Annotated in this window: 16 protein-coding genes; 12 read left to right on the plus strand and 4 right to left on the minus strand. The window is 71.4% G+C overall.

The genetic code is table 11. The features are described 5' to 3' along the window. The first annotated feature begins 253 nt into the window (after nucleotides 1-253). Nucleotides 254-1,108 carry a protein phosphatase 2C domain-containing protein gene (locus tag H181DRAFT_RS03305; RefSeq protein ID WP_045863031.1) on the plus strand — a complete coding sequence of 285 codons (855 nt, stop codon included), beginning with the start codon at nucleotides 254-256 and terminating at the stop codon, nucleotides 1,106-1,108. 55 nt (nucleotides 1,109-1,163) lie between these two features. On the opposite strand, the gene H181DRAFT_RS03310 is transcribed toward H181DRAFT_RS03305, so the two are convergent. After that, nucleotides 1,164-1,616, minus strand: coding sequence for a MarR family winged helix-turn-helix transcriptional regulator (locus tag H181DRAFT_RS03310; RefSeq protein WP_045863032.1), 453 nt, complete (start codon nucleotides 1,614-1,616; stop codon nucleotides 1,164-1,166). A gap of 218 nt (nucleotides 1,617-1,834) precedes the next feature. Here H181DRAFT_RS03310 and H181DRAFT_RS03315 point away from each other — a divergent pair, with 218 nt between their 5' ends. Beyond that, nucleotides 1,835-2,686, plus strand: coding sequence for a lysozyme (locus tag H181DRAFT_RS03315; RefSeq protein ID WP_045862677.1), 852 nt, complete (start codon nucleotides 1,835-1,837; stop codon nucleotides 2,684-2,686). A 145-nt stretch (nucleotides 2,687-2,831) separates the two neighbouring features. On the opposite strand, the gene H181DRAFT_RS03320 is transcribed toward H181DRAFT_RS03315, so the two are convergent. Then, on the minus strand, nucleotides 2,832-3,956 hold the full coding sequence (locus tag H181DRAFT_RS03320) for a hypothetical protein (RefSeq protein WP_045862678.1): 1,125 nt from the start codon (nucleotides 3,954-3,956) through the stop codon (nucleotides 2,832-2,834). 236 nt (nucleotides 3,957-4,192) lie between these two features. On the opposite strand from H181DRAFT_RS03320, the gene H181DRAFT_RS03325 reads away from it, so the two are divergent. After that, complete coding sequence (locus H181DRAFT_RS03325) at nucleotides 4,193-5,395, plus strand: IS110 family RNA-guided transposase (protein WP_045862679.1); 1,203 nt, start codon at nucleotides 4,193-4,195, stop codon at nucleotides 5,393-5,395. Between the two features lie 283 nt (nucleotides 5,396-5,678). Here H181DRAFT_RS03325 and lon read toward each other — a convergent pair whose 3' ends face one another. Further along, nucleotides 5,679-8,105, minus strand: coding sequence for an endopeptidase La (lon, locus tag H181DRAFT_RS03330; protein ID WP_045862680.1), 2,427 nt, complete (start codon nucleotides 8,103-8,105; stop codon nucleotides 5,679-5,681). Between the two features lie 266 nt (nucleotides 8,106-8,371). On the opposite strand from lon, the gene H181DRAFT_RS03335 reads away from it, so the two are divergent. From H181DRAFT_RS03335 to H181DRAFT_RS03360, 6 genes are all read left to right on the plus strand, one after another. Further along, the gene (locus H181DRAFT_RS03335) at nucleotides 8,372-9,166 is read left to right on the plus strand and encodes a spermidine synthase family protein (RefSeq protein ID WP_045862681.1); all 795 of its coding nucleotides are present in this window, start codon (nucleotides 8,372-8,374) and stop codon (nucleotides 9,164-9,166) included. Between the two features lie 79 nt (nucleotides 9,167-9,245). Next, entirely contained in the window at nucleotides 9,246-10,079 is an 834-nt protein-coding gene (locus H181DRAFT_RS03340) for a response regulator transcription factor (protein WP_045862682.1), read from the plus strand. A gap of 43 nt (nucleotides 10,080-10,122) precedes the next feature. Continuing rightward, nucleotides 10,123-11,394 (plus strand): HAMP domain-containing sensor histidine kinase, encoded by a 1,272-nt coding sequence (locus H181DRAFT_RS03345; RefSeq protein WP_045862683.1) that lies wholly within the window; start codon nucleotides 10,123-10,125, stop codon nucleotides 11,392-11,394. A gap of 272 nt (nucleotides 11,395-11,666) precedes the next feature. After that, nucleotides 11,667-15,539, plus strand: a complete 3,873-nt coding sequence (locus tag H181DRAFT_RS03350) for a multifunctional oxoglutarate decarboxylase/oxoglutarate dehydrogenase thiamine pyrophosphate-binding subunit/dihydrolipoyllysine-residue succinyltransferase subunit (RefSeq protein WP_045862684.1) — start codon at nucleotides 11,667-11,669, stop codon at nucleotides 15,537-15,539. 287 nt (nucleotides 15,540-15,826) lie between these two features. Next, complete coding sequence (locus H181DRAFT_RS03355; RefSeq protein ID WP_045862685.1) at nucleotides 15,827-16,228, plus strand: hypothetical protein; 402 nt, start codon at nucleotides 15,827-15,829, stop codon at nucleotides 16,226-16,228. A gap of 331 nt (nucleotides 16,229-16,559) precedes the next feature. Next, nucleotides 16,560-16,745 (plus strand): DUF6104 family protein, encoded by a 186-nt coding sequence (locus H181DRAFT_RS03360; RefSeq protein ID WP_045862686.1) that lies wholly within the window; start codon nucleotides 16,560-16,562, stop codon nucleotides 16,743-16,745. 219 nt (nucleotides 16,746-16,964) lie between these two features. On the opposite strand, the gene H181DRAFT_RS03365 is transcribed toward H181DRAFT_RS03360, so the two are convergent. After that, the gene (locus H181DRAFT_RS03365) at nucleotides 16,965-18,167 is read right to left on the minus strand and encodes a PucR family transcriptional regulator (protein WP_045863033.1); all 1,203 of its coding nucleotides are present in this window, start codon (nucleotides 18,165-18,167) and stop codon (nucleotides 16,965-16,967) included. A 120-nt stretch (nucleotides 18,168-18,287) separates the two neighbouring features. On the opposite strand from H181DRAFT_RS03365, the gene H181DRAFT_RS03370 reads away from it, so the two are divergent. Genes H181DRAFT_RS03370 through H181DRAFT_RS03380 form a run of 3 tightly spaced genes read left to right on the plus strand, consistent with a single transcriptional unit; the run spans nucleotide 18,288 to nucleotide 22,355 of the window. Next, a complete protein-coding gene (locus H181DRAFT_RS03370) occupies nucleotides 18,288-18,926 on the plus strand; it encodes an urease subunit gamma (RefSeq protein ID WP_045862687.1) in 639 nt (212 codons plus the stop codon). After that, a complete protein-coding gene (locus H181DRAFT_RS03375; protein WP_045862688.1) occupies nucleotides 18,923-20,641 on the plus strand; it encodes an urease subunit alpha in 1,719 nt (572 codons plus the stop codon). The genes H181DRAFT_RS03370 and H181DRAFT_RS03375 overlap by 4 nt, the downstream gene beginning before the upstream one ends. Before the next feature lie 52 nt (nucleotides 20,642-20,693). Beyond that, nucleotides 20,694-22,355, plus strand: a complete 1,662-nt coding sequence (locus H181DRAFT_RS03380) for an amidohydrolase (RefSeq protein WP_045862689.1) — start codon at nucleotides 20,694-20,696, stop codon at nucleotides 22,353-22,355. Nucleotides 22,356-22,444: the final 89 nt, after the last annotated feature.

Here is a 22,444-nt window from a genome sequence, read left to right on the forward strand (position 1 = left end):
CGAAGGAGTGAACCCCACTCGGGAGTCGGCGAACAACTCAGCCCGCACACGCCAACGGCCCTGTCCCGGGCACCGGTTGGAAATCCCGGGAGGGCCCTGGCAAGATGCCCGGTCGCATACTTTCGGACCCACTCATTCCGGTCAACTCCGCGCCGCTCACCCCTGTGACCAGCCGGTATCGGCGGGTTCCGACCCCTTGACACCGCCGTCGCGGGAACGTCGTCCCTGCGCACGCTCCGGCAGACTGACGCCCATGCGCATCGACATGACCAGCGAGCCCGGTGACCCCCGGCGCCCCAACGAGGACTACGCGTCAGCGGCGCTGCCCTCGTCCGGGGAGGGCGGCGCACTGGTCGTGCTGGACGGCGTGACGCCCCCTCAGGGTGACGTGGGGTGCCTGCACGGCGTCCCCTGGTACACGTCCAGGCTGGGGGGTGCCCTGCTCGAACTCTCCACCGCCAGACGGGATCTGACGCTGGCCGAATGCCTGGAGTCGGCCATCTCCCGCACAGCCGCGGCACATTGTGCGACTTGTGACCTTTCTCACAAGCGAACCCCGCAGTCCACGGTGGTCGCCGCCCGCTGGGACGAGGAGCGGGTCGAGCACCTGGTGCTCTCGGACTCGTCGCTGCTGCTGGAGCGCCCGGACGGCACCGTCGAGGCGCTGCTGGACCCGCGGCTCGGCCAACTCCCGACTCCCGTCACCGGCTTGCGCGAGAAGGTGCGCGCGCTGCCCGAGGGGTCCCCCGAACGGGACGCTGCCCGGGAGGAGTACGTCCGCGCCGTCGAGGCGCTGCGCAACTCCCCCGGCGGGGACGGCTTCTACACGGCGGCCGCCGACCCGGCCGCGGCCTCGCTCGCCGTCACGGGCAGCGCACCGCGGGCCGAAGTGACGGCGCTGCTCGCCCTGACCGACGGAGCCGCACGCTGGAGCGAGGTCTTCGGCCTCGGGGACTGGGCGCGGCTCCTGCGGTTCGTCCGGGCGGAGGGCACGGGTGCGCTGGTCCGGCAGGTGAGGGAGGCCGAGCGGAACGATCCGCTGGGGGCGGCGCACCCCCGGGGCAAGGCGCACGACGACGCGTCGGCCGTCCTCGCCGTCTTCCCGTAGGCGGCGGGAGGGGCAGGCAGCGGGGGCGGCAGCCGGGACGGGGCCGCCCCGCGGGTCAGTCGTGACTTCCCGCGTCCACCAGGCCGTTGAGCTGGTGGAGCAGCCTGGCCAGCTCCGCGACCTCCGCCGGATCCCAGGCGGCCAGCTTCCGTACGTACTCGGCGCGCCTCGCGTCCCGCACCTGCGCGAAGCGTTCGCGTCCGTCCGCGGTGAGGTGGACGAGGGAGGCGCGGCCGTCGGCGGGGTCGGGCGAGCGTGCGATCAGCCCGAGCTCCTCCAGGGCGCGGAGTTGACGGCTGACGGTGGCCTTCCCGACGCCGAAGAACGCCGCGAGCTCCGTGGCGCGCTGGGCCCCGGCCTCCTCCAGGCGCACGAAGAGTCCGTAGGCGGCGGGCTCGAGTTCGGGATGCACCTCCCGCGACAGCTCCCCCGAGAAGGCGCGGGCGCGTCGCAGAAAGACCGCCAGTTCCCGCTCCAGGTCGAGCACTTCGGGTGCGTACTTCCGCATGGACTCGTCCACGTATGCGCCCTCTCCCAGGTTTCCGTGCAGAAAGTTCCCGTCGCTGACGGGGATCGTCCCAGCTACGGCAGTATTTCGCAGGTCTGGACCACCGGCGGCGAACGGTGCGTCTTCCGCGCTCCCGTCTACGCGCGTACGGTCAACCTGACATGCCCACACCAGGTGGCAGGTCGCCCCACCCCCACCCACGGTTTTCGGAGGCAGCGATGCCCGGTTACAGATCCGGCACGGCCCGCCGCAGACGCAGCATCCTCACTGCGGCCGGAATGTTCATCTCTGCACTCGCACTTGTCCTCACCTCGCCCGGCACGGCGAACGCGGCTCCCCAGGACGGGACGCCCCTCAAGCCCGGAGAGGCGTCGATGGGCGTCGGCGTACGCATGCACGAGGGCGGCGATCCCACGGACGGCACCCCGCCCGAGTCGCTCGCCGCGACCGTCGAGGGCGTCGACGTGAGCGGCCATCAGGGGAACGTCAACTGGTCGTCCCTGTGGGGAAGCGGCGTGAAGTTCGCCTACGTCAAGGCGACCGAGGGCACGTCCTACAGGAACCCGTACTTCACGCAGCAGTACAACGGCTCGTACAACATCGGCATGATCCGGGGCGCCTACCACTTCGCCCTGCCGAACAACTCCAGCGGCGCCGCCCAGGCCAACTACTTCGCCGACCACGGGGGCGGCTGGAGCAAGGACGGCAAGACGCTGCCCGGGGTGCTCGACATCGAGTACAACCCGTACGGGGCGACCTGCTACGGGCTCAGCCAGTCCGCGATGGTCAACTGGATCAAGGACTTCACGAACACCTACAAGTCGCGCACCGGCCGTGACGCCGTCATCTACACGACCACGGACTGGTGGACGACCTGCACCGGCAACAACGGCGGCTTCGGCAACACGAATCCGCTGTGGATCGCCCGGTACGCGTCCGCGCCGGGTGCTCTGCCGAACGGCTGGGGCTTCCACACCTTCTGGCAGTACACCTCGACCGGGCCGATCGTCGGCGACCACAACTCCTTCAACGGTTCGATGGACCGGCTGAAGGCGCTCGCCAACGGCTGACGCCCGCCGCGGCGGGAGCCCAGCACCCGCGCCGCGCCGGAGTCCCACCTCCGGCGCGGCGCTCCCAGCCGGGAGGGGGTGCCCGGTGGCGGCTTCGCCACCGCCACCGGGAGCTCCCGCACCGCTCGCCCCCACGCCGGTGCCGTCAGGAAGCGGACGGCTTCTTCTCCGCCGGCGCCGAACCGGCCGCCTCGCAGCGCGGGACGCTCCTGGGCGGCGCGCAGTCGGTGGGGTGGTTCTTGAAGACCGTGCTGCGGATGAGGTTCACCTCGAAGGGCGTCGGCTGCTTCTTGGCCTCGGCCCCGCCCTTCTCCGTCCTCACGGTGGAGTTCGTGCCGATGAACAGGCCGAAGGCGGTCCCCGGGTTGGCGATGCCGCCGCCGCTGGTGCGGGCGCCGTTCGACGTGTTGTGGCTGACGCTGCTGCGGTAGAGGGTCGTCGGCTCGTCCGCGCCGGTCTGGACGCCGCCGCCGTCGGTCTGCGCGATGTTGCCCCTGATCTTGGTGAAGTCCGCGCGCAGCGGCCCGGTCCCGGTGTTGATGGCCAGGGTCATGATGCCGCCGCCGTGGTCGCCGGAGGTGTTGCCCTCGACCGACACCCGGTCGAGCTTGGTGTCGCCCGCGTTGGCGAGGCCGCCTCCCCACTCCCCGCCCAGGTTGTCCCGGAGGGCGCCGCCGCTCATCCTCATCGTCCCGTTGGTGGCGACCCCGCCACCGAAACCGCTTCTGTTGTCCCGGACCGTGGAGTTCTCCAGGACGAGCTTTCCGAGCTGGTTCCAGATCCCGCCGCCGACGCTGCCCTGGTTGTTGCTGACCGTCACGTGCTTGAGGGTGAGGCTGCCGCGGTCGTTGAAGAAGCCTCCGCCGTGGCCCGAGTTCACCGTGGTCTGGCCGCCGCGGACGGTGACCGACTCGACGGTGAGGCTGCCGCCCTGCCGCACGTGGAAGATGCGGAACGGCGCCTGGGCGCTGGTGCCGCGCTGGATGTACGTGCCGTCCCCGGAGATCCGCACCTTGCCGGTGATCTCCGGCAGGCCGTCGTCCGCGTTGTCGGCGTTCGAGAGGTCGTAGACGCAGCGGGGGGCGAGGACGATGCTGCCGCCGCCGGTGTTGGCCGCGTCGATGGCCTGCCTCAGTGCGGCGACGTCGTTGCAGGGGACGCGCGTCGGCGCCTGCGCCTGCGCCTGCGCTTGTCCGGCAGGCAGCAGCGTGAGGCACAGGCCGAGGCCGGTGGCGGCGGTGAAGGTTGCGCGTCTGAGCTTGTCAGTCATGCGGCCCTACCTTTCTGACCGTTGCTTGAGGGGCCGGTGAGAGCGGGACCCTTGAGTGGCGCGGGTGGGGCAGGGATGGGATTCATGCTGGCTGCCCTCGATGGCTCAGGAGGCTGGCCCCCCTGCCCCACCGCTTCTTCCTGACCGCTGATTAGGCACTGCGGACGATCGCTGTGTAGGGCAAGGACGGCGGGGAGAGGTTGCGCGTCGGGTCGGTCGTCGAAGGGAGTTGTTCCGTGTCTGTGGCCGTAGGTGTGGATGTCGCCAAGGAGATCCACTGGGCTGAGATAAAGACCGCCGAGTCCGGGAAGGTGCTGGTCAGCTGCCGGGTGGACAACCATCCCGAAGCGATCGATGCACTGATGGCCCAGATCCGTGACGCTGAGAGTGAGCACGGCTCGGCAGTGGTCGGGATCGATATCCTCGGTGGAGTCGCCGGCCTGCTTCAGGCCATGCTGCTTCAGGCCGGGAAGGTCGTGGTGCACGTGCCGGGCCTGGCGGTCAACCGGGCCCGACGGGGCACCAGGGGCGGGGAGCGCAAGAGTGATCCCAAGGACGCCAAAGTGATCGCTGGCCAAGTGCGGATGCGTGATGACCTGAGGCAGGTCACCACGATGCGGGAAGAGGATGTGGACCTGCGGCTGCTGGTGAGCCGACGCGCGGATCTCGTCATGGACGCGACCCGCCGCGCCAACCGGCTGCGGGAGTTGCTGACTTCCATCCACCCCGCCCTGGAACGGCACCTTGATGTGACCGGCAAGACCGGCCTGCATCTGCTCACCAGGTACGTCACTCCTGGCGAGATCCGCACTGCGGGACGGGCCCGACTGCTGGCGCATCTGCGCAGGTTGAACCGGGTCAAGGACAGTTTCTTGATCGAACTGGGCGACCACGCCCTCGCAGCCGCCCGAGCACAGCACGTCGTTGTGCCCGGCGAGGCCGTCACCGCTGGACTGGTCCGGGATATCGCTGCCGAGGCGCTGGCTTCCAGGGACAAGCTCAAGGCACTCGACAAGCGCATCTGCGAGGCTCTCGCCCGCCACCCTGATGCGGCCCTCATCCGGAGCCTGCCCGGCATGGGGGCCACTCTTACCGCGGAGTTCCTCGCCGTCGTCGGCGGTCTCGACCGCTTCCCCACCGGCGACCAGCTCGCCGCCGCCGCAGGCCTGGCTCCTGTCCTCAAGCAGTCCGGCAAGGTCCGCTACGTGCAACGCGCCCACGCCGGCGACAAAGCTCTCAAACGAGTCTTCTATCAATCCGCGTTCGTCGCAGTCGCCTGCGACGCCACCAGCAAAGCCTTCTACCGGCGCAAGCGCGGGGAGGGGAAGAGTCATCACCAGGCCGTCCTCGCCCTGGCCCGACGACGAGTCAACGTCCTGCACGCCGTCATCCGCAACCGACGCCCCTACGAGGCGAGTTACGGGGCAGCTGCCGCTTGACAGACGCATTAGGCAGCTTCCTCTGCGTGTGGGGACCGGGAGGACGGCATCTGCTCGCCGGCCGCGCCGAGGAGCCTGCGGGCAGCCGTCGCCCCGGAGCTCCGCCGGGCCGGCACTCCGAGATCTATCCGAGAAGCGGAACCCCCGCATGTCCGGTTCTGCCGATCGGCCGCCCGGCCCTGGCCGCGCACACGGCGACGCCGCGCCGGCTTGCGGTGCCGGCGCGGCGTCCCGGGCCGGGAGGCCCGTTCCGGGCCAGGAGGCCCCTCGGCGGGCGGCTGCCTCAGGCAGCCACGGGGATCCCCCGCCCCTCCGCGTCGAGGCAGCCGCGCCCTGCGGGCGCGAGCGCCAGGTCGAGCACCTGGCGGATGTCGGAGAGAGGCCGGACGTCGAGCCCCTCCAGCACCTCCTCGGGCACGTCGTCGAGGTCGGGCTCGTTCCGCTTGGGGATGATCACCGTGCTGATCCCGGCGCGGTGCGCGGCGAGCAGCTTCTGCTTGACGCCTCCGACGAGGAGCACGCGCCCCGTCAGCGAGACCTCGCCCGTCATGGCCACGTCCGTGCGCACCTGGCGGCCGCTGAGCAGCGACGCCAGGGCGGTGGTCATGGTGACCCCGGCACTCGGGCCGTCCTTGGGCACGGCGCCCGCCGGCACGTGCAGGTGGATGCCCCGGTCCTTCAGGTCCGCGACCGGCAGCTCCAGCTCCGCACCCCGCGAGCGCAGGTACGACAGCGCGATGTGCGCGGACTCCTTCATGACGTCGCCCAGTTGCCCGGTCAGGGTCAGACCGGAGCCGCCCGTCTCGGGGTCGGCGAGCGACGCCTCGACGAAGAGCACGTCGCCGCCCGCGCCCGTCACCGCGAGCCCCGTCGCGACACCCGGCACCGACGTGCGCCGCTCGGCGGGGTCCTGCGCGGACTCCGGGGTGTGGTGCGGACGGCCGATCAGGCCGCGCAGATCGTCCGGGCCCACGGTGACGGGCAGTTCGCGTTCGCCCAGTTCGTGCTGGGCCGCCACCTTCCGCAGCACCCGGGAGACCGCCCGCTCCAGGTTGCGGACGCCCGCCTCGCGCGTGTACTCGGCGGCCAGCTTGCGCAGCGCGCCGTCCTCGAACCGGACCTCGCCGGCGTCCAGGCCGGTCCGCTCCAGCTGGCGGGGCAGCAGGTGGTCGCGGGCGATGGTGACCTTCTCGTCCTCGGTGTACCCGTCGAGCTGCACGACTTCCATACGGTCCAGCAGCGCGTCGGGAATGGCTTCGAGGACGTTGGCCGTCGCGAGGAAGACCACGTCGGACAGGTCGAGTTCGACCTCCAGGTAGTGGTCGCGGAACGTGTGGTTCTGCGCCGGGTCGAGCACTTCGAGCAGCGCCGCGGCCGGGTCTCCGCGGAAGTCGGAGCCGACCTTGTCGACCTCGTCCAGCAGCACCACGGGGTTCATCGATCCGGCTTCCTTCACCGCACGCACGACGCGTCCGGGCAGCGCCCCGACGTACGTGCGGCGGTGGCCGCGGATCTCCGCCTCGTCGCGGACGCCGCCGAGCGCGACGCGGACGAACTTGCGTCCCATTGCCCTGGCCACGGATTCGCCGAGCGAGGTCTTGCCGACCCCGGGCGGTCCGACCAGCGCCAGTACCGCGCCGCCCCGCCGTCCGCCGACGACCCCGAGGCCCCGCTCGTCGCGGCGCTTGCGCACCGCCAGGTACTCGGTGATGCGCTCCTTGACGTCCTGCAGCCCCGCGTGGTCCGCGTCGAGTACGGCCTGGGCCCCGGCCACGTCGTAGGCGTCCTCGGTCCGCTCGTTCCACGGCAGTTCCAGGACGGTGTCGAGCCAGGTGCGGATCCAGCTGCCCTCCGGCGACTGGTCGGAGGAGCGCTCCAGCTTCTCGACCTCCTTCAGCGCCGCCTTGTGCACGTGCTCGGGAAGGCCGGCGGCCTCGACGCGTGCGCGGTAGTCCTCGCCCTCGTCCTCCGGGTCGCCGTTCAGCTCGGCCAGCTCCTTGCGCACGGCCTCCAGCTGGCGGCGGAGCAGGAACTCGCGCTGCTGCTTGTCGACGCCTTCCTGGACGTCCTTCGCGATGGACTCGGCGACGTTCTGCTCCGCGAGGTGGTCGCGGAGCGAGGCGACGGCGAAGCGCAGCCGCTCGACGGGGTCGGAGGTCTCCAGCAGCGTCAGCTTCTGCTCGGTGGTGAGGAACGGCGAGTAGCCGGCGTTGTCGGCGAGCTGCCCCACGTCGTCGATCTGCTGGAGGCGGTCCACGACCTGCCAGGCGCCGCGCTTGCGCAGCCAGTCGGCGGCGAGCGCCTTGTACTCCGTCATCAGGTCGGACGCGGCCGCGTCCTCGCCGCCCGGCTGGGCCGCCGGCTCCTCGACGACGGTGCCCTCGACCCACAGTGCGGCCCCGGGGCCCGTCGTCCCGGCGCCGATGCGGACGCGCGTGCGGCCGCGGATCAGGGCACCGGGGTCGCCGTCGGCGAGGCGGCCGACCTGCTCGACGCGGCCGAGCACGCCGATACCCGCGTAGCTTCCGCCCACCCGCGGCACGAGCAGGACACGGGGCTTCTCCCCGTCGGGGGCGGCCGCCTGCGCGGCCTCGACCGCTGCCCGCACCTCGCTGTCGGACAGGTCCATGGGCACCACCATTCCCGGCAGCACGACCTCGTCGTCGAGGGGCAGCACAGGCAGGGTGAGCGTTGTGGACTTCGGTGCCATGATCTCTCCCTAGGCAGGCAAGTTGAGTAATGTCCACTCAATGCCCAGGGGCCGTGGAATGTTCCGCCCGGCAGCCCCTGTTCGCCAGCAGCGATCGCGGAGCGGGACACCCAGGGCGCGACGGGCGTCCGCCGCACCCGCCACGGCGCGTCCGCCGCCCCTCCCTCCCATCAGGTCAACCCCGCGAGCCGCTCCGGACTTCCCCGGGGCCGGCGGCCCCGGGAGCACCGGCCCGCCCGCTCCCCGGCACACGGCAGAATCGGGGGATGCACCAGGAAGCCGGCCCCCCGTCGCCCCTCGCACCCCGAACCGGACCGCCCGTCGTACTGGACCGCCGCGAAGGCCCGCACGGCGAGGTCGTACTGCGGCGCCACGGTGAGCTGCTGCAGATCATCGCCAACGGGACGTTCCTGATGGACACCTCCGACGGACGCTCGGAGCGGCTCCTCGTGGAGGCGGCGCTGGAGGAGCTGCGCGGACGGAACAGTCCGGAAAACGGCGCAACCCCCGGACGTACACCGGCCTCCGGGCCCTCCCGGCAAGGCCCTCGGGAGGGTCCGCGTCTGCTCGTCGGCGGGCTCGGGGTCGGGTTCTCGCTCGCCGCGGCTGCGGCCGAGCCGGCCTGGGGCCGCATCACCGTCGTGGAACGCGAGGAGGCGGTGATCGACTGGCACCGGGAGGGCGGGCCCCTCTCACCGCTGTCCGCCGAGGCGCTGCGCGACCCGCGGACGGAGATCGTCCACGCGGACCTCGCGGAGTACCTGCGCGCGGACGGCGGCGCCTCCGGCGACGCGTTCTTCGACGTCCTGTGCCTGGACATCGACAACGGTCCCGGCTGGACCGTCACCGAGGACAACGGGTCCCTCTACTCACCCGCCGGACTGGCCGCCTGCCGCGCCCGCCTGGCGCCCGGCGGGGTGCTCGCCGTGTGGTCCGCCCAGCCCGACCCGACATTCGACGAAGCATTGCGCAATGCCGGATTCCGGGGGGTTCGCACACACGAGATCCCCGTCGTCCGAGGTGTCCCCGACGTGGTTCACTTCGCAATCAAACCGGCATAGCCGAGGCCGACTCAGGCCCTTTACGCTTCTGCAAGCACGTATACAAACAAGCCACGGGGCCATCCAGGGGCGGGGTCGAATGGACCAGAAGAACATCACACCAGCACAGAGCAGCAACGCCTCCGCGGCGACCACCCCCGGCGCCCAGCGCCGAATCCTGGTCGTGGAGGACGATCCGACGATCGTCGATGCGATAGCGATGCGCCTGAGGGCCGAGGGCTTCCAGGTGCAGACAGCCGGCGACGGCCCGGCCGCGGTGGACACGGCCGAGGCGTGGCAGCCCGATCTGATCGTGCTCGACGTCATGCTGCCGGGCTTCGACGGACTCGAGGTCTGCCGCAGAGTCCAGGCGCAGCGGCCGGTGCCGGTGCTGATGCTGACGGCGCGCGACGACGAGACGGACATGCTCGTCGGGCTCGGCGTCGGCGCCGACGACTACATGACGAAGCCGTTCTCCATGCGCGAGGTCGCCGCCCGGGTGCACGTACTGCTGCGCCGGGTCGAGCGGGCCACCCTCGCCGCACACACCCCGCGCAGCGGAATACTCCGCCTCGGGGAGCTGGAGATCGACCACGCGCAGCGCCGCGTCAGGGTCACCGGCGAGGACGTGCACCTCACGCCCACCGAATTCGACCTGCTCGTCTGCCTCGCGCACTCACCGCGCGCCGTCCTCTCACGGGAGCAGCTGCTCGCCGAGGTGTGGGACTGGGCGGACGCCTCCGGCACGCGCACCGTCGACAGCCACATCAAGGCGCTCCGCCGCAAGATCGGCGCAGACCGCATCCGCACGGTCCACGGCGTGGGCTACGCGCTGGAGACCCCGTCGTCGGGCGCCGCCGACGGTTCCGCACCGGCGCCCGCGTCGTCGACGGCGGCGGGGAGCTCCCCCGCGTCCGCCTTCGACGGTTCCTGACGGGTGGCGGACCGGCGTGACGGACGTGCCTGATACGTCTTCGATGACCTCTGCCCACAACAGCACCCACAGCAGCACCCGCGGCGGCTCCCGCAGTGGATCCGCCGCGGGGCGCGCGGCCCGCGCCCGGGCCGCGCTGCGCACCGCCCGGACGTTCCTGGGGCTCGTCCTGCGTGCGCTGGTGCGCCTGCACAAGCGGCTCCGGCGGCGCTGGGAGCCGGTCTGGACGGGCTGGATCGACAGGCTGTGGGAGGGGCTGCGCCCGCTGGACCCGTACCGCTCGGTGAAGGCGGCGCTCGGGGCGCTCGTGATCGTCTCCGTGGTGATCACCACGCTGCTCGCACTCTTCGCGGTCAACTCCGCGACGGAGCTGCGGGTGATCACCATCATCTCGATCATCGCCTCGCTGCTGATCACGCAGTTCGTCGCGCAGTCGCTCACCGCGCCGCTCGACGAGATGACGGACGCGGCCAGGGCGATGGCCGACGGCGACTACTCGCGCCGCGTACGGGGCGACCGGCGCGACGAGTTCGGCGAGCTGGCGGAGACCTTCAACCGCATGGCGGCCGATCTGGAAGCAGTCGACCAGCACCGCAAGGAGCTGGTGGCGAATGTCTCGCACGAACTGCGCACCCCCATCGCCGCGCTGCGCGCCGTACTGGAGAACGTGGTCGACGGCGTCTCCGACGCCGACCCGGAGACGATGCGCACGGCTTTGCAGCAGACGGACCGGCTGGGCAGGCTCGTGGCCACGCTGCTCGACCTCTCGCGCCTGGACAACGGCGTGGTGCCGCTGCACTCCCGGCGCTTCGAGGTGTGGCCCTATCTGGCGGGCGTGCTCAAAGAGGCCAACATGAGCAAGGGACAGGGGCACGCCCGCACGGACGTCCACCTCCATCTCGACGTCTCCCCGCCCGAACTGACGGCCTACGCGGACGCCGAGCGCCTGCACCAGGTCGTCGCGAACCTCATCGACAACGCCGTCAAGCACAGCCCGCCGCACGGCCGCGTGACCGTGCGGGCCCGCCCGGGCAGCAGCGCGGAGAGCCTCGAGGTGGAGGTGCTGGACGAGGGTCCGGGCATTCCCGCGTCCGAACGCGCCCGCGTGTTCGAACGCTTCAACCGCACGAAGAGCGCGGAGGCCGCCTCGCAGCGCGGCGGCGGCGGAAGCGGCTCGGACGGCGGCACCGGCCTGGGACTGGCGATCGCGCGCTGGGCGGTGGATCTCCACGGTGGCTCGATACGCGTGGCCGAGTCCCCTCGCGGCTGCCGGATCCAGGTCACCCTTCCGGGCCTGGCCGCACCGGAGGGTTGACGTACGCTCGAAGTGCCGCCGGCTCGCCGAGGGAGGGAAGAGCAGGGAGAACAGCGGAGTCCCGCAACCCGTAGGACGCCGGAACCGGGTGCGCCGGTTCCGTACCGCGGCAAACCCTGTTTGTTTCCCGCCAATTCCAGCGCTGAAACCGGTCGCTCGATGTGACTTGCACGACGACAACCCCGGCCGGACTGCAAGTAACGCCGGTAGGGGCGTAGCCTTTGTTTCCGCTGTCCACCATCTAAGGAACGCGGAAGAGGGCGGTTGCCGCCGTGTCGTCACAGTCCCCCAACAGCTCGAGCGTCTCGACCCAGCAGGACGGTCAGGGATCCGATCCCGCCGCCGTGTTCGGGCCAAACGAGTGGCTCGTCGACGAGATCTACCAGCAGTACCTCCAGGACCCGAACTCGGTAGACCGAGCCTGGTGGGACTTCTTCGCCGATTACAAGCCGGGCTCCGAGGCCGTGGGCGCCGTCGGAACGCCGACGGCCGACTCCGCCGCCTCACCGGCCGCGGCTGCGGGCACCTCGGGTGCCGGGTCCGCCGCGCAGCCGACGGCCCCGGCGAAGCCGGCCGCCGCGCAGGCCGCGCCGAAGGCCCCTGCGCAGGCGAAGCCGGCCACCGCATCGAAGCCGGCGTCGAAGCCCGCCACGAAGGCCGCCTCGAAGCCCGCCGCCGAGCAGGACGCCGGGAAGCCCGCCGCGAAGGCCGCGCCCGCGAAGGCGCCCCAGGGCGGGTCCGCCGCGAAGGACGGCGCCGGGGCGGAGGAGCAGGCCGGGCCCGAGTACGTGCCCATGCGCGGCCCCTCCGCGGCCGTCGCGAAGAACATGAACGCCTCGCTGGAGCTGCCCACCGCCACGTCGGTGCGCGCGGTCCCCGTGAAGCTGCTGTTCGACAACCGCATCGTCATCAACAACCACCTCAAGCGCGCCCGCGGCGGCAAGGTGTCCTTCACGCACCTGATCGGCTACGCCATGGTGCAGGCGCTGAAGGCGATGCCGTCGATGAACTACTCCTTCACGGAGAAGGACGGCAAGCCGACCCTGGTCAAGCCCGACCACGTGAACCTCGGCCTGGCCATCGACCTGGTGAAGCCGAACGGCGACCGCCAGCTCGTCGTCGCCGCGATCAAGAAGGCCGAGACCCTCACCTTCTTCGAGTTCTGGCAGGCGTACGAGGACATCGTCCGCCGTGCCCGGCAGAACAAGCTGACGATGGAGGACTTCTCCGGCGTCACCTGCTCGCTCACCAACCCGGGCGGCATCGGCACCGTCCACTCGGTGCCGCGGCTGATGCCCGGTCAGGGCCTCATCCTCGGCGTGGGCGCGATGGAGTACCCGGCGGAGTTCCAGGGCACCTCGCAGGACACGCTCAACAGGCTCGGCGTCTCCAAGGTGATGACGCTCACCAGCACGTACGACCACCGCGTCATCCAGGGCGCCGCCTCGGGCGAGTTCCTGCGCATCGTCAGCAAGCTGCTGCTCGGCGAGGAGCGCTTCTACGACGAGATCTTCAAGGCGCTGCGCATCCCGTACGAGCCGGTGCGCTGGAACCAGGACATCGACGCCTCGCACGACGACGATGTCACCAAGGCCGCACGCGTCTTCGACCTGATCCACTCCTACCGGGTGCGCGGCCACATCATGGCCGACACCGACCCGCTGGAGTACAAGCAGCGCAAGCACCCCGACCTCGACATCACCCAGCACGGGCTCACGCTGTGGGACCTGGAGCGGGAGTTCGCGGTCGGCGGCTTCGCCAACAAGCCGATGATGAAGCTGCGCGACATCCTCGGCGTCCTGCGGGACTCGTACTGCCGCACCACCGGCATCGAGTACATGCACATCCAGGACCCGAAGGAGCGCAAGTGGATCCAGGACCGCGTCGAGCGTCCGCACTCCAAGCCGGAGCGTGACGAGCAGCTGCGGATCCTGCGCCGCCTGAACGCCGCCGAGGCGTTCGAGACGTTCCTGCAGACCAAGTACGTGGGGCAGAAGCGCTTCTCGCTGGAGGGCGGCGAGTCCGTCATCCCGATGCTGGACGCTGTTCTCGACGCCGCCGCCGAGTCGCGGCTGGACGAGTGCGTGATCGGCATGGCCCACCGCGGCCGGCTGAACGTGCTGGCCAACATCGTCGGCAAGTCCTACGCGCAGATCTTCCGCGAGTTCGAGGGCAACCTCGACCCGAAGTCGATGCACGGCTCGGGCGACGTGAAGTACCACCTGGGCAACGAGGGCACCTTCACCGGGCTGGACGGCGAGCAGATCAAGGTCACGCTCACCGCCAACCCGTCGCACCTGGAGGCCGTCGACCCGATCGTCGAGGGCGTCGCGCGCGCCAAGCAGGACATCATCGGCAAGGGCGGCACGGACTTCACCGTCCTACCCGTCCAGCTGCACGGCGACGCGGCCTTCGCGGGCCAGGGCGTCGTGGCGGAGACGCTCAACATGTCGCAGCTCCGCGGCTACCGCACCGGCGGCACGGTGCACATCATCATCAACAACCAGGTCGGCTTCACGGCGGCTCCGGAGTCGGCGCGCTCGTCGATGTACTCCACGGACGTCGCGCGGATGATCGAGGCTCCGATCTTCCACGTGAACGGCGACGACCCGGAGGCCGTGGTCCGCGTGGCGCGGCTGGCCTTCGAGTACCGCCAGGCGTTCAACAAGGACGTCGTCATCGACCTGATCTGCTACCGGCGCCGCGGGCACAACGAGACCGACAACCCGCAGTTCACGCAGCCGCTGATGTACAACCTGGTCGACAAGAAGCGCTCGGTGCGCAAGCTCTACACCGAGTCCCTCATCGGCCGCGGCGACATCACGCTGGAGGAGGCGGAGCAGGCGCTGCAGGACTTCCAGGGCCAGCTGGAGAAGGTCTTCACCGAGGTCCGGGACGTCACCGACGCCCCCGCCCCGGCCGAAGTCCCGCAGCCCGAGCCGGAGTTCCCCGTCCACGTCGAGACGGGGGTCACCCAGGAGGTCGTCAAGCGGATCGCCGAGTCGCAGGTGAACATCCCCGACCACGTCACCGTGCACCCGCGGCTGCTTCCGCAGCTCCAGCGGCGCGCGGCGATGATCGAGGACGGCACCATCGACTGGGGCATGGGCGAGACCCTGGCCATCGGCTCGCTGCTGATGGAGGGCACACCCGTCCGCCTCGCCGGCCAGGACTCCCGCCGCGGCACCTTCGGCCAGCGCCACGCCGTTCTGCTCGACCAGAACACCGGCCACGACTACACGCCGCTGCTCTACCTCTCCGACGACCAGGCGCGCTACAACGTCTACGACTCGCTGCTGAGCGAGTACGCGGCGATGGGCTTCGAGTACGGCTACTCCCTGGCCCGCCCCGAGGCGCTGGTGATGTGGGAGGCGCAGTTCGGCGACTTCGCCAACGGCGCGCAGACCGTGATCGACGAGTTCATCACCTCCGCCGAGCAGAAGTGGAACCAGACGTCCGGCGTGACGCTGCTCCTCCCGCACGGCTACGAGGGCCAGGGCCCGGACCACTCCTCGGCCCGCATCGAGCGGTTCCTCCAGCTGTGCGCGCAGAACAGCATGACGGTCGCGATGCCGTCCCTGCCGTCGAACTACTTCCACCTGCTGCGCTGGCAGGTCCACAACCCGCACCACAAGCCGCTGGTCGTCTTCACCCCGAAGTCGATGCTCCGGCTGAAGGCGGCGGCGTCGAAGGCCTCGGAGTTCACCACTGGTGGGTTCCGTCCGGTCATCGGCGACGACTCGGTGGACCCGGGCGACGTCCGCAAGGTCGTCTTCTGCTCCGGCAAGGTCTACTACGACCTGGACGCCGAGCGGCAGAAGCGCGGTCTGACGGACACCGCGATCATCCGGCTGGAGCGGCTCTACCCGCTGCCCGGCAAGGAGATCCAGGCGGAGATGGCCAAGTACAGCGGGGCGTCGAAGTTCCTGTGGGCCCAGGAGGAGCCGGCCAACCAGGGTGCGTGGCCGTTCATCGCGCTCAACCTGGTCGACCACCTGGACCTGATCATCGGCTCCGACCCGGTCCCCAACGCGGACCGGCTGCGCCGGGTCTCCCGGCCGTCGTCCTCCTCGCCGGCCGTCGGCTCCGGCAAGCGCCACCAGGAGGAGCAGCAGCAGCTCATCCAGGAGGTCTTCGACCTCTGAGGCGACGGGTGACCCCGTAGCCCTCCGAAGGGCCCCGCCACTCCCGCAGAAGCGGGGGCGGCGGGGCCCTTCCGCGTCTCCAGACCCGTCGGCGGGGCCTCAACCGCCTTGCGGGACAAGGGCGTTGACCGCGCAGACCCCCGTCGGCCCATTTGTGTGATTAGTCCACCGGAATGAGATTGAGGTGCGTGAGGGTCGAGTCGGTGGCATCACTGCATCCGTCACAAATAGGGAGGAATAGTCACATTAGTTCTCCCACCGTGGGGAGAAACCAGATTGGAGAGAACATGCGCAAATCACTGAGGGTCTCCGCTCTCGCCGTTCTGGCCGCCGCGATGATCGGCGCCTCGGCCACCACTGCCTCGGCGGCCCCCAAGGACCACGGCAACGGCGGGTCCCCCCAGACCAACATCTGCGGCAACACGCTGCAGGGGAACGAGGCCGAAGCCGAGGAGGCGCTCGCCGCCGCGGCCTCGCAGGAGAACAACGGCCACCGCGCCACCTTCTGCCAGACGGGCATCGGCAACACCATCACCAACGTCAACCCCGACATCCACGTGGACCTCGTACTTCCGGGGGGCGCCGGCAACGGCGGCGGCGAGGAGAACGGCAACGGTGGCGAGGAGGCCGACAGCGCGCAGAAGGGCTCCGGCAAGTCCTCCAAGTCGGGCATGAAGAACGCGGCGTGACCGCTCCGCTTCCGTGACCCTTCCGTCCCGGATCGGGACAGCCCCGTAGGCGGCGGTCGTCACGGCTCCGCGGTTCCCGCCGCGGCGGTCCGGCGGCCCTGAGGGCTCGCGGGGCAGGGCGCCGGTCCCAGGGCCGGCGTCTGAGGGGAGAGACGCATCCGCCTCCCGTCGGGCGCGTCTCTCCCTCCTTCATGCCTGCGCCGGCCGGGCGCCGGCCGGGAAGCGCCGCCGTCCGCGGCCTCCGCCCCGCACACTCCGCCCCGCGGACAGGCCCCGCGTGCGCCCGCATATTCTGGGGGCCGCAACATCGGCCTTCTCCCGGGAGCACTCCGTGTACTTCACCGACCGCGGCATCGAAGAGCTGACGAGCCGGCGCGGCGAGGAAGAGGTCAGCTTCGAGTGGCTGGCCGAGCAGTTCCGGGCGTTCGTGGACCTCAACCCCGATTTCGAGGTCCCGGTCGAGCGGCTCGCGACGTGGCTCGCACGGCTCGACGACGAGGACGAGGACGACGTCTGAGCCCCGGGCACCGGACATCTGGCACCTGGCACCTGGCACCTCGCACCTGACGGACGACGTCGGGGCCCGGACGTCTGACGGACGACGCCTGACATCTGACAGATGACATCTGACGGGCAACGCCTGACAGATGACATCTGGCAGATGACACCTGACATCTGACACCTGACGGACGATGTCAGACGGACGACGTCTGAGCCTCAAGGCCGTCCTCCGTCCCTACCTGTCCCCCTGCTCCCGCGCGCGCAAGGCGAGGGCGAGCAGTGCGGCGTCCCCGGGCCGGCGGATGTCGCGGCCCGTCAGCTCGCAGAGACGGGTGAAGCGCTGCTGGACGGTGTTGCGGTGGCAGTAGAGCGCTTCCGCGGTCTCCGCAATCGAACCGCTCCCGGCGAGGTGGACGCGGGCCGTCTCCAGCAGCCGCTCCGTCTCGGCGGCGGGGACGCTGTCCCGGTACACGCCGCCCAGGACGTCCTCGGCCAGGTACCCGGCGAAGCGGTCGGCGCGCTGCACCAGCACTTCGAGCCACGCGTCCGACAGGCGGAGAGGTCCCGCGGCCCGCTCCGGCAGCGCACGCGCGGTCGCGGTGGCCAGCTCCACCGCCCTGGGCACGTCCGCCAGGCCCTCGACCACCGGCGAGAGTCCGCACGGCACGCCCTCCAGCATGCCCAGCACGCCCTCCTCCCCCACGCGCCGGCCCAGCTGCACGGCCAGCAGTGACGCCGAGGAGACCGTGTGGCGCTGGAGCGTCGCGCCGGCGGAGCGCAGCGCGGCGGCCGCGCGGTGGAGCGCGCCCCCGGCTTCCGGAAGGGCGGCGACGCACAGGAAGCGTCCCGAGGCCTGGAAGCCGAGCGCCAGGGACACGTCGCGCACGACTGTCGGGTTGTGCCCGCCGGTCTCCAGCAGCCGGTCGAACCACAGTCTGCGCTCGTCCTCGCGCTGCCTGCCCATCTCCAGCACCGTCCGCTGGTACGCGGTCATGATGCCGGTGACGTGGGCTTCCACGGCCTCCCACACGTGGTAGGCGGAGGCGACGAGCTGCACCTTGTCCGCGTCGTCGGCCCTGGCGACCAGCGCCGCCCACACCACGCGGAAGTCCAGCCGCGCCGCCGCGAGCAGCGAGTCCAGCGGTACGCCCTGGCGGGCCCGCCGCTCGCCGATGCGCTCCGAGATGCCGGCCAGCTCCGCCGGCACGGGCAGCTCCGCCACCGTGCGCAGCAGGAGCTCGAAGGCCTGGATGGCGCTCTCCCGGAAGTCCTCGTCGGGCACGGCTCCGGCGTACTCGGCCCGCAGCGGGCGGACGGTCTCCATCCAGTCGCCGAGGAGGACGTCGAGCTCCTGAAGGCACTCGACGGCGAGTTCCGCGGCGCGGGGTCCGCGGGGTCCGCGGGGTCCGCGGGGGGACGGTGCGGGCTGACTGTGCATCTGCACAATGGTGGACCTTCAGCCCGCGATACTTCAACGTTGGCCTGCCTCCCCACTCGCGCAATGCTGGGGCGATCGCTTGCGCCCCCCGCCGAGTCGGTCGACCCCGGAGGCCCGACAGTGCATCTGACTCCCCGCGAGAACGAGCGGCTTCAACTGTTCACCGCTGCCGAACTCGCCCGGCGGCGCCGCAGCCGCGGCCGCCGGCTCAACGCGCCCGAAGCCATCGCGCTGATCTGCGACGAAGTGCTCGAGGCCGCCTGGGACGGGCTCAGCATGGACGAGGTCATCCAGGTGGGACGCTCCGTGCTCACCGCGGACGACGTGCTGGACGGGGTTCCCGCCATGGTGCCCACCGTCCAGGTCGAGGCCCTCTTCCCGAGCGGGACGGCGCTCGTCGCCGTCGACGAGCCGATCGCCGCCGGCGGCACCGGGCCCGCACCGGGCGCGGTGCGCACCGCGCCGGACCCGGTGCGCATCAACGAGGGCCGCCGCCGGCTGCGCCTGACCGTGCGCAACACCGGGGACCAGGCCGTCTACATCTCCTCGCACTATCCCCTCGTCGAGGCCAACGCGGCCCTCGAGTTCGACCGCGAGGCGGCCGCGGGCATGCGGCTCGACGTCCCGGCGGGCACGGCGCTCGTCTTCGAGCCCGGCACGGGGCGGGAGGTCGACCTCGTGCAGACCCGTCACGAGGGAGTCCGGCCGGAGCAGGCGCCCGGCCCGTACGACCAGGGGGAGAAGGAGGCCCGGCCATGAGCACTCCCGGAAGCGGCGGCGAGCGTGCGCCGCGTGAGATCGACCGGCGGACGTACAACGCCCTCTACGGGCCCACGACCGGCGACAGGATCCGGCTGGGCGACACCGGCCTGTGGGTGGAGGTCGAGCACGACGACGGAAGTCCGGGCGACGAGCTCCTGGGCGGCTGCGGGAAGACCGTGCGCGACGGGCTGCTCGCCTCGCCCCGTTCCGACCGGGAGTCGGCCCTCGATCTGGTGATCACCAACGTGGTCCTGCTCGACCCGCGTGCGGGCGTGCGGAAGACGGACATCGGTGTGAAGGACGGCCGTGTCGTGGCGGTCGGCGGGGTGGGAAACCCGGACGTCATGCCCGTCGACTTCGCCGTCGACTCGCACACCTCGATGGTGCCCGGCGAGGGACTGCTGGCCACTCCGGGCATCGTCGACAGCCACGTCCACCTCTCCTCCCCCGAGATCGCTCCCGCGGCGCTGTCCTCAGGAGTGACGACCGTCGTGGGCATGGGTCTCGGCGGCATGTGGGAGATCGGCTGCAATCCCGCCCACAACCTGCACACCCTGATGAGCGCCTGGCGGGGTACGCCGCTCAACGTGGCGTTCCTGGCCCGCGGTTCGTCCAGCTCGCGCAGGCAGCTCGACGAGATCGTGCTCGCGGGCGCCGGCGGCTTCAAGGTCCACGAGGACTTCGGGGCGACGCCCCGCATCGTCGACACCTGCCTGGACGCCGCAGACCAGGCCGACCTGCCCGTCGCGCTGCACACGGACTCGATGAACGAGTCCGGCTACCTGCGCGACACCGTCGGCGCGACGCGCGGGCGCACCGTGCACGCGTACCACGTCGAGGGAGGCGGAGGCCATCCCGACCTGCTGCAGATCCTCTCCGAGGGCAACATCCTGCCCTCGTCGACGACTCCGACCATTCCGTACACGGTCAACACCGTCGACGAGCTCTTCCCGATGACGATGACCGTCCACCGCCAGAACCACCACATCGACAGCGACGTCGAGGTCTCCCGCGGACGCATCCGCGCCCACGCCATCGCGGCGGAGAACGCCCTGCACGACCAGGGCGCCATCAGCATCGTCAACTCCGACTCGATGGGCATGGGGCGCATCGCCGAGACGGTCCGGCGCACCTGGCAGCTCGCCCACCAGCAGGCGGTGCGCAGCGGCGAGGCGGGAGTCGAGCACTCCGGCAACGCGCGGGTGCTGCGCTACCTGGCCAAGATCACGCTCAATCCGGCCGTCGCGCACGGCATCTCCCACGAGGTGGGCAGCGTCGCGCCGGGGCAGCTCGCGGACATCGTGCTGTGGCATCCGGCCTGGTTCGGCACGAAGCCCGAACTCGTCATCAAGAGCGGCTTCGTGGCGTGGGGGAACACCGGTTCCGGTTCGGGCTCGACCCGTCTGACGCAGCCGCGCCGCTACCGGCCCTACTACGGCGCCCTCGGCGACGCCGCCTCGCAGCTCTCCCGCGTGTTCGTCGGCGCGGAGGCGCTGTCGGACTCCGCGGCGCGCAACTCCCTGCCGCGCGGCCTGCGTTACGCGCCGGTGCGGGACAGCCGCGGGCTCAGCCGGGCCGACATGCTGCACAACACCGCGACGCCGGTCGTCGAGGTTCCCCGCGAACCCGGCCCCGTCCTCGTCGACGGTGCGCCCACGACGACAGAGGCGGCCACCGGACTTCCGCTGGCCCAGCTCCACCACCTGGCCTGACCGCGGTGAGCAGCGGACGGAGCCGGCACAAGCCGACGAGGGAGTGCCACTCATGCGCCTTGACCTGATCGTGCGGGACGCGAACGTCCTCACGATGGACGGGGGCAGGCCGGCGGCCCGCAGCCTGGGCGTCCTCCACGGACGCGTCGTCGGTCTCGACGAGGAGATCGAAGGGCTGGAGGCGGACCGCGTCCTGCACGCGGACGGCGCCACCGTGGTGCCGGGCTTCCACGACGCGCACTGCCACACGGCGTGGTTCGGGCTCACCCTCTCCCAGCTCGACCTCGCCGGGGCCCGGTCCCTGGACGACGTCTACGACGCCGTCGCCCGGCACGCACGGACCCTGCCCGAGGGCGCCTGGGTCGTGGGGGCCGGTCTCGACCACCACAAGGCGGGAGGGGTGCCGCCGCACCGCGAGGCGCTCGACCGCGCCGGGGGCGGCCGGCCCGTATGGCTCAAGCACACCTCCGGGCACGCCTGTTACGTCAGCTCGGAGGTGCTGGCGAGGGCCGGTGCCCTGGACCCCGGTTTCGAGGCGCCGGAAGGCGGCGTGGTCGTCCGGGACGGGGACGGGCGCCCCACCGGGTTGCTGGAGGAGACCGCTCAGCGCCTCGTGCAGGACCAGGTCCTGCCGTACCCGGCCGAGACCGTCGCCGACGCGCTGGACGCGGCCACCCGCAGGTACCTGGCCGAAGGCGTCACCAGCTTCACCGAGGCCGGCATCGGCGGCGGCTGGATCGGGCAGACACCGGTCGAACTCGCCGCCTATCAGCTCGCTTCGGACACGGGACGGCTGCACGCCCGCGCCCAGGTCATGGTCGCGTCCGACGCGCTGCACCCGCTCACGGCGCATCCCGGCGACGGGATCACCGCGGGTCTCGATCTGGGCCTGCGCACGGGGCTCGGCGACGACAGGCTCTCCATCGGGCCGGTGAAGATCTTCCTCGACGGTTCGCTGCTGGGACGCACCGCCGCTGTGACGGAGCCTTTCTGCGGCTGCCACCCGGGCGGGGGCGCCCCGGGGACCGGCTACTTCCAGAACGACCCGGACGCCATGACCGAGCTCGTCGTCGCGGCCCACCGCGGCGGCTGGAGCGTGGCGGCCCACGCCATCGGCGACCGCGCCGTGGATCTCGCCCTCGACGCGTACGCACGGGCGCAGCGCGAGCACCCCCGTACCGGCGTGATCCACCGCGTCGAGCACGCCGGCATCGTCCGTCCCGAGCAGCTGAAACGGTTCGCCGGACTAGGCGTCGTACCCGTGCCGCAGCTGAACTTCCTGCCCGCCTTCGGCGAAGCGATGGCGGCGGCGCTCGGCCCGGAGCGCGCCGGACGGCTGTACCGCATGCGCTCGTTCCTGGACGTCGGGCTGACCGTGCCCGGCTCCTCCGACCGCCCCGTCGCCCCCGGAGCCCCGCTGCCGGCCATCGAGGCGATGGTCAGGCGGCTGACCGACTCGGGCACCCCCTTCGTCGAGGACGAGCGGGTGTCCGCGCGGACCGCGTTGCGCGCCTGGACGGTCGGGTCCGCGCAGGCCACCGGCACCGCGCACAGCCGCGGCAGCCTCACGCCCGGGCTGCTCGCGGACATGGCCGTGCTCGACGCGGACCCCCTCGCAACCGAACCGGAGCACATCGGTTCGACCGGCGTACTGGCCACCCTCGTCGGCGGTGAAGCCGCCCACGACCCGCACGGTCTGGTCGTCCGCCGATGACCCGCGCAGCAGGGACTCCCCACCCGGGCCGCGGAGCCGTCCTCCGGGGCCCGGATCCCCGCCGCACGGCAGCAACACCCTGTCCCCGG

It is taken from the genome of Streptomyces sp. WMMB 714, from assembly GCF_900090125.1.
GTDB lineage: Bacteria > Actinomycetota > Actinomycetes > Streptomycetales > Streptomycetaceae > Streptomyces > Streptomyces daqingensis.